Here is a 7,749-nt window from a genome sequence, read left to right on the forward strand (position 1 = left end):
AGCCGGCTTTCGTTCTCCATTTCTTAAAGAATAGTACTCCGGATGGCTTTTTCCGAATTCTGCCGGAGGCACCAGTGTGGCGAATGTATGAACGAATAAACCCCAGTCGTTTCTTGATGAAAGCTTGTTCCAGTCGGAATAATCCTGGTCGCCCATCTGGCCGTAAGATGTAGTGCGGTAAGTGATTAACGGTGTGAATGTGAAATCCTTTTTCGGCAGGCTAAACTCATTTACTTTGGGAATGTACACGTAATCCGGGGCCAGTTTCCTGAAACCTAATCCCTCCAGGAAATCGTAAACGCCATAAAGAACTCCTTTCTTATTGCCACCGGCTATGATGAAGTTGTTACCGGCTGACTTATAGGTATAACCATCGCCCTGTATTGTGGTAAAATCAACTTTCTCTTTTTTTGCGTAATTAGTTATTCCGATATAAATAGCCTTTTTGCCCTTGAATTCATTTTCGGCAACAACCGTAATTTCTGATCCGGCTACTTTAGATAAATACTGCTGAAGCTGCTGCGCAGCCTGCTTCTCCAATGCACCGGCTGCGACCGGTATAATAATTGTAAAGCCTGATATTTTTGAAGTAACTGCATTATTATTATCTTTTTCTATTTTCAGATTTGCATTTACGAAACCCGGCAGAAGAGTTACTCCAGCTGCTAGGAGACCTGAATTTTTTAAAAATTTGAGCCTGGTTATCTCGTTGGTTTTTGTAGAGTTATTCATTCCTGCAAATTTATTTATTAACTATTAAGAGGGTATAGTTATAAAGATAAAAAACTAAGCTTATCCACTAGTTGCTTTGGGCGCCAAACATACGCCGGTATTTTTCTTGGCAGTTATCGCGTTCTCTTAACGTAATGGAAACATGCATCTGAATAATTATTAAATTTAGAAAATCAAACGTATTAGGTAATGTATCATTCGATTATTGTACACAAAAAAGATTAATTGCAACAGGCACAATTAAACAACAATCATATGGACTCATTCTGGCTTAAAGACCCCGAAGAACATGACTTTCCTGCAGCAACTGATTACCTCGAACTTTTATTTCCAATTGAGGAGAGCAAAACATTCACTGAAAAGCTAAGACAGGCTACAACTATTGTAAAAAAAACAAAAGACATTTTAAGAGCCAGTACCCTTCCGCTTTTGCCGCAGGATAATATTCATGTAAAACAAAATTTGAAGAAGGTTAAGAAGGGCAATAAATTATCACCCATTCTTTTGGTTAGACATAACAATAAATTGATAATTGCCGATGGTTACCATCGCATTTGTGCCAGCTACTATTTATCGGAAGATCTCGAAATTCCTTGCCGGCTTGTGTGACTATTATTCATAACGGAGTTCTTTGTTGGGGTCAGCAAATTTCTTTCTTAGCAAGAAGTAGATTACCAATCCGCTTGCGGCTATTACAGTGGTTAACAAAGCTTTTTTCATATTATATTTTTTGCAGCATAATACAATGAATATGCCACTATTAGGCAAGAGTTGTTATTTAACAACACTGGACACCGACTTGAAAATTGAGCTTAGTTAATTTGTAAAAGCGAACATGTTCTGTATCAAAAGCGAACAGTTAATCTTCAAGTACATTCTTTATGTCCTGATTTTCAAAACAATAAGATAACGGCATTGGCATTGCTTGTTTTGAATGTTCCAAAATACCAATATAACATGATCGTATGTTTAAAAACTATTTCAAAGTAGCATTTAGAAATCTTCGGAGAAACAAAATCTATTCAGTTATTAATGTTGCCGGTTTAAGTATTGGTTTAGCGTGTGCCATGCTTATCCTGCTGTATGTAAAAGATGAAGTAAGCTTCGATAAGTTTCATAAAAACGTAAATAACATTTATCGCATTGTTTCCAAATCAAAACATAATGGCACCGAGTATAAAGATGGTAATACCGGCTTTCTGCAGGGGCCGAGGTTTGCGCAAAATGTTCCCGGCATACTATCCTTTGTGCGTATTCAAAGCGGCGCAGAGGATATAAAAAAAGGTTCAGAAATTCAATCGCAGGATTTGTTGTTTGTAGATTCAAATTTCTTTTCAGTTTTTACTTTTCCATTGTTGAATGGAAATGCAAAAACCTGCTTAACAGAACCTCATTCCATAGTATTATCGGAGGATGCTGCACGGAAGCAATTTGGCAGTGCCGATGCTGTTGGAAAAATAGTGATGCTGAAAGAGGATAGCGCATTCGTACCTTATAAAGTGACCGCTGTGGCGAAAAGATGTCCGCAAAATTCTTCCGTAAAATTTGATGTATTGTTACCATTTAAAGAATCGGATGCTGATACGCAGAACAATGATAACTGGTATAGTTATTTCCTGAACACTTTTGTAGTATTAAACGCGAATGTCAATGTTGCCAATGTTGAAAACCAAATGCAAAAGTTTTACGTGAAGGATGCGGGTGAGACCTTTAAGGCAATGATTAAAAAATATGGCGGCGGCTCCGATGCGAGTATGGGTACTTATTTTCTTCAACCGTTTACCAACATGCATTTGAATACGGAACTGCCTCCACAAAACGGCTTGTCGAATGCAAGTAACCCTATGTATTCTTACATACTCTCGGGTATTGCATTTTTTATTTTGCTGATTGCCTGCATCAATTTTGTAAATCTAACTGTGGCACGTTCGGTAAAACGGGCGAAAGAAATAGGTATCCGTAAAGTAATTGGCAGCGACAGGAGACAATTGATATTCCAGTTTTTGGGGGAGTCGTTTTTACTTTGTTTTATCGCTTTTGTTTTTGCGGTTCTAATTGTGCAATTGGTACTGCCGGTGTTTAACGATCTGAGCAATAAAGCACTTGCGCTTTCCTATCTTTTTGATGCAAAATTAATAGCGGGTTATGTGTTGTTATTCTTTATAACCGGCTTACTTGCCGGCTTTTATCCGGCTTTGGTTTTGTCTGGCTACAAACCTGTCGAAACTTTATACAGCAGGTTTAATCTTGCCGGAAAAAGCTATTTACAAAAATCATTAGTGGTATTACAATTTGCATTGGCTTCATTCTTAATCATTGCCACGTTTACGATTTATGCGCAATTCAATTTTCTAACGAAGACTAATTTGGGTTTTGACGACAGCAATATTGTTGTAGTAAACAAGGAGCAGGTTAAACACAGTGAGGCGGCTATATTTAAGGCTGAACTATTGAAGAATGCGAATATAATTGATGTTGCCGCAAAAAATGGCGGCCAATGGATGACGGGAGCTAAAGTGGCCAATGATTCTTCCATTAGTTTTAACTATGAAACAGTTGATGAATCTTATATCCCGGAATTAAAAATTCCCCTGGTGGAGGGAAGAAATTTTTCCAAAGCTTATCCGTCAGACTCTACTAACGCAGTACTCGTAAACGAAAATTTTGTAAAGAAGGCCGGATGGAAAAATCCGATTGGCCAAACGGTCAACTTCTTCTATAACAACAATGAAATATACCATGTTATAGGCGTTGTAAAAGATTATCATTACCTGGCATTGAATCAAAAAATCGGCCCGCAATTATTTACAATGAAGAATAATAATTTATATGGAACATTCAACATTAAAATTAAACCGGGTTCAGCAAGCGAAAGCCTTAAGTTTATACAAAGAACCTTCCAGCAATTCTTTCCCTTGAGTCCTTATTCGTATGTATTTAAAGATGAAGAGAAATTAAAGGCTTATGAATCAGAAGCAAAATGGAAACAAATAATATTGTTTGGCTCTATATTAACGATATTCATTTCCTGCATTGGTTTGTTTGGCTTATCCGTGTTATCAGCAGAAAAAAGAACCAAAGAAATCGGTATTCGTAAAGTACTGGGTGCATCAGTAAATCACGTAGTAACTATTCTTTCAGGCGATTTCTTAAAATTGGTTCTTATCGCCCTGGTTATTGCCATACCTCTTGCATGGATCTCGGCGAACAAATGGCTGCAGAATTATCCGTATAGGATTACATTAAACTGGTGGATGTTTGCGATAGCAAGTCTGCTGGTTGTGATTGTCGCACTTACTACCGTTAGTTTCCAGGCTATAAAAGCAGCAATGGCTAACCCCGCCAGGAGCCTGAGAAGCGAATGATTTTTACGGAAGTACTATTGTAAAATGCACTGAGAAAATGATAAACAACCAAAGCAATACTTTGTGGTTCCGGCGGATCACATCACGTTCTTGCAATGGTGATAAACAAGTAACCTGACATATAATGTTTAAAAACTATTTTAAAACTGCCTGGCGTAACATAAAAAGGAATAAAGGTTTCTTTGTACTTAATTTCATGGGCCTATACATTAGCGTTGTGGCCTGCATATTAATAGCACTCATAATATTGTATGAAACAAGTTTTGACAAGAATGCAAAAAGTGATGTAAGCATTTACCGTGTGGTAGACAATACTACATCGTCCACGGGTAAAACTTATAGCGCTGTAACGCCGTATCCACTTGCATCTGCCATGCGAGCGGCAATGCCTGACCAGCAATTGATTTCACAAATTGATTATGAAAAAGAAAACCAGGTTTCTATTGGTGACAAGAAATTTAAGGAGACCAATATTGTTTTTGCCGACTCAGTATTTCCAAAGCTTTTTCCTTTAGATGTAAAGCAGGGTAATATACAGAGAGCTTTGTCAGAACCTGGCTTTGCAATTCTTACGGAAACAAGTGCACGAAGATTTTTTGGAAAAGAAACCCCTGTAGGCAAGCGAATAAAACTTGCCAATCTTGTTGACCTGGAAGTGGCAGCGGTAGTTGCTGATGCGCCTTCGAATTCTCATTTGCCTTATAACATGTTGGTGTCTTATCTTTCATTCAGGGCAGAATTTATTGGAGGTATTCCAATTGACCAATGGGGCGTGCACGCTTCAGGATTTGTTTATGTAGGCTTCCCGAATGACAGGAACATCAGGCACGCCGAGACGATACTCGCTTCCATCGTCGCTCAAAATATTCATACGGAAAATATCGGCGTGAAAACTGAATTCAAACTGCAACCTCTGCACGACATTCATTACAACCAGTTGTATGCATATAACAATCCCACGTACGTTATTAATTATAGTTATTTGTACCTGATGGGCGCAATAGGCTTTTTTCTTTTGCTAGCGGCTTGTATCAATTACACGAATCTTTCCACTGCCCTTGCTATCAAAAAATCGAAAGAAGTTGGCGTAAGAAAGACCATGGGTGCCACAAAGTTTCATCTCATGAAACAATTTTTGGCAGAAACAATTATGCATACCGGTATCGTGTTTATTGCGGCCCTTGTAACGGTTCGCTTTTTCCTGCCACCACTCAATCATTTTCTCGATAAGAACATTCCGTTGGATTGGATCACTTTGCAAAGTATTGGAATCATAATAATTCTGTGGATAACAGTTTCCCTGCTGTCGGGAATATATCCGGCTTTTGTTTTATCCGGCTTCAATGTTATTGCGGCTTTAAAAAGTAAAATATCGGCGCCAAAAACATCCGTAATAGTATTACGTAAAGGATTAGTAATATTCCAGTTTTTAACTGCCCAGGTTTTGATTATTGGGGCAATTGTTGTGGCAAAGCAAATGGACTTCGTACAATCGACGCCGTTAGGTTTCGACAAAAATAGCGTGGTTGATATTGCTCTTCCCGAAAATAAGCCGGATCAACTGCAGGAATTGCAAAACAAATTGTCGTCCATCCCTGGCATCAGTAGTTTTAGTTTATCATTGTCGGCCCCAATAGGAGATAACCAGGCTAACACTGAATTTAACCTGAAAGAAAAATATAAAACAGAGCAACTACATGTAGCGATAAAACCAGCGGATAGAGGATATTTAAAAACCTATGGTCTGCAATTAATAGCTGGCCGTTGGTTTGATGAAAACGACGAGAGAAGCATCGCCAATTCTGTTCCCGATTCTTTGCGTCGTTATGCATTTGTATTAAATGAAACGGCGGTGAAAACCCTTGGATTTGCCTCTCCACAAGACGTATTGGGCAAGTATGTAACGTTTGGTATGAATGATATTTCCGCCCCGGTTATTGGCGTTGTTAAAGACTATCATATCGCCTCTCTTCGGGATGCCGTGTCGCCGGTGCTGATGGTTGAATTTCCTTTCTTTTATTACAACGTTGGTATTAAACTGGCTGAAGGTACACAGGCAGCTACCCTTGCTGCTGTAGAGAAAGCATGGACATCAGTTTATCCTAAGCAAATTTTTGAAGACAACTTTTTAGACGAGCATGTGGCAGGTTTATATAAAGATGAAAAACGCACACAGCAACTGTTTAATATTTTCACCTTCCTTTCCATTTCAATAAATGTCCTTGGCTTGATTGGACTTCTCTCATTCATGATTGAGCAAAAAACAAAAGAAATGGGCATTCGAAAAGTACTGGGGGCATCTGTTAGTAACATTTCATTTATATTATCAAAGGAATTTTTACGGCTGATTGTAGTTGCATTTCTTATTGCCGCACCTATTGCGTGGTTTTTGATGAACAGATGGCTGCAGGATTTTGCGTATCGCACGCAAATAAGCTGGTGGGTTTTTGCCGTAGCAATCTTAGCTGCCCTAGTGGTTACTGGCATTGCGGTTGGATTCCAGACGATAAAAGCGGCTACCGCAAACCCTGTAAAATCGTTGCGGAGTGAATAGATTGACCGTTACAATTATTGAGGAAAAGGAAGGAACAGAGGGGCAAAAAATTTAATTAATATGATTTTGTTCACCCGGGAAAAATAAAATAAGTTTTATGATAACAAATTATTTCAAAATTTCCTGGAGAAATTTAAAAAAAAATAAAACCTTTTCTGTAATTAATATAGCGGGTCTTGCCATTGGCATGGCCGCCTGCCTGCTCATACTTCAATATGTGAGTTTTGAATTGAGCTTCGACCGGTTTAATAAAAACGCCGGAGATATTTACAGGGTAACCAACGATCGTTACCAACATGGAAAATTATTGCAGCATGGCACGATAACCTACTCAGGTGTGGGCCCGGCGTTACGAAATGATTACCCCGAAGTAATCAACAATACAAGAGTGGAACCATTTAAAGAAATGGTGCTGACTTATGGAGATAAAAAAATAGGGGATCAGTCGGTACTGGCAGTGGATAATTCTTTTCTTTCTATGTTCTCTTATCCTATCACCACCGGAGATGGAAAAGATGGATTAAAAGATCCAAACGAAGTGATACTAACAGAAACGCTTGCACGAAAATTGTTTGCAATTTCGGATGACAATTTTCAACCCGCAATCGGGAAATTAATTGTGATATCGAGGGATTCGATGCCTTACAAGGTAACCGCCGTTTGTAAAGATGTGCCTGAAAATTCTCACTTAAATTTCGACATGTTGGTATCGTACAATACATTATACAGCGGTGGCAATGGCAACTGGAAAGAGGCTAATAATGATTTTACTGATTCGGATTTTTGGCATTATATACAATTACAGCATGGAGCCAATTATAAAAAACTGGAAGCAAAACTCGGTGCTTTTAGTGAGAAATATTTCCAGGGAAGCAAAGTAAGCGGCAGCGATGAGACGTTTCTATTACAACCGTTAACTAAAGCGCATTTATACTCTGATTATGAATATGAAATAGGCAAAACGGGCAGTGCTACCGTAGTTTGGGGTCTTCTTATAATTGCTGTGCTGATCATAGTTATTGCGTGGGTAAATTATATAAATCTTTCCACGGCAAAATCTTTGTAGCGGGCCAAAGAAGTTGGTATTCGTAAAGTGAC

Annotated in this window: 5 protein-coding genes; 4 read left to right on the top strand and 1 reads right to left on the bottom strand. The window is 38.6% G+C overall.

Features of this window, described 5'->3' with window-relative positions; translation table 11 throughout:
- The coding region (locus ACO1O5_RS20170; RefSeq protein ID WP_486273478.1) for a DUF4838 domain-containing protein at positions 1-732 on the bottom strand (732 nt) is incomplete at its 3' end.
- A 255-nt stretch (positions 733-987) separates the two neighbouring features.
- On the opposite strand from ACO1O5_RS20170, the gene ACO1O5_RS20175 reads away from it, so the two are divergent.
- From ACO1O5_RS20175 to ACO1O5_RS20190, 4 genes are all read left to right on the top strand, one after another.
- Positions 988-1,341: a hypothetical protein gene (locus ACO1O5_RS20175; protein WP_486273480.1), complete on the top strand. Its 354-nt coding sequence runs from the start codon at positions 988-990 to the stop codon at positions 1,339-1,341.
- A gap of 356 nt (positions 1,342-1,697) precedes the next feature.
- The gene (locus ACO1O5_RS20180) at positions 1,698-4,097 is read left to right on the top strand and encodes an ABC transporter permease (protein ID WP_486273482.1); all 2,400 of its coding nucleotides are present in this window, start codon (positions 1,698-1,700) and stop codon (positions 4,095-4,097) included.
- A gap of 196 nt (positions 4,098-4,293) precedes the next feature.
- On the top strand, positions 4,294-6,651 hold the full coding sequence (locus tag ACO1O5_RS20185; RefSeq protein WP_486273484.1) for an ABC transporter permease: 2,358 nt from the start codon (positions 4,294-4,296) through the stop codon (positions 6,649-6,651).
- A 97-nt stretch (positions 6,652-6,748) separates the two neighbouring features.
- A complete protein-coding gene (locus ACO1O5_RS20190; RefSeq protein WP_486273486.1) occupies positions 6,749-7,717 on the top strand; it encodes an ABC transporter permease in 969 nt (322 codons plus the stop codon).
- Positions 7,718-7,749 lie beyond the last annotated feature (32 nt).

The sequence above is a fragment of the Ginsengibacter sp. genome (genome assembly GCF_057362405.1).

Excerpts from the sequence above, each read along its gene's own strand:
- ACO1O5_RS20175 (WP_486273480.1), top strand. The coding sequence starts at position 988 with ATGGACTCATTCTGGCTTAAAGACCCCGAAGAACATGACTTTCCTGCA.
- ACO1O5_RS20185 (WP_486273484.1), top strand. The coding sequence starts at position 4,294 with ATGGGCCTATACATTAGCGTTGTGGCCTGCATATTAATAGCACTCATA.
- ACO1O5_RS20180 (WP_486273482.1), top strand. The coding sequence starts at position 1,698 with ATGTTTAAAAACTATTTCAAAGTAGCATTTAGAAATCTTCGGAGAAAC.
- ACO1O5_RS20190 (WP_486273486.1), top strand. The coding sequence starts at position 6,749 with ATGATAACAAATTATTTCAAAATTTCCTGGAGAAATTTAAAAAAAAAT.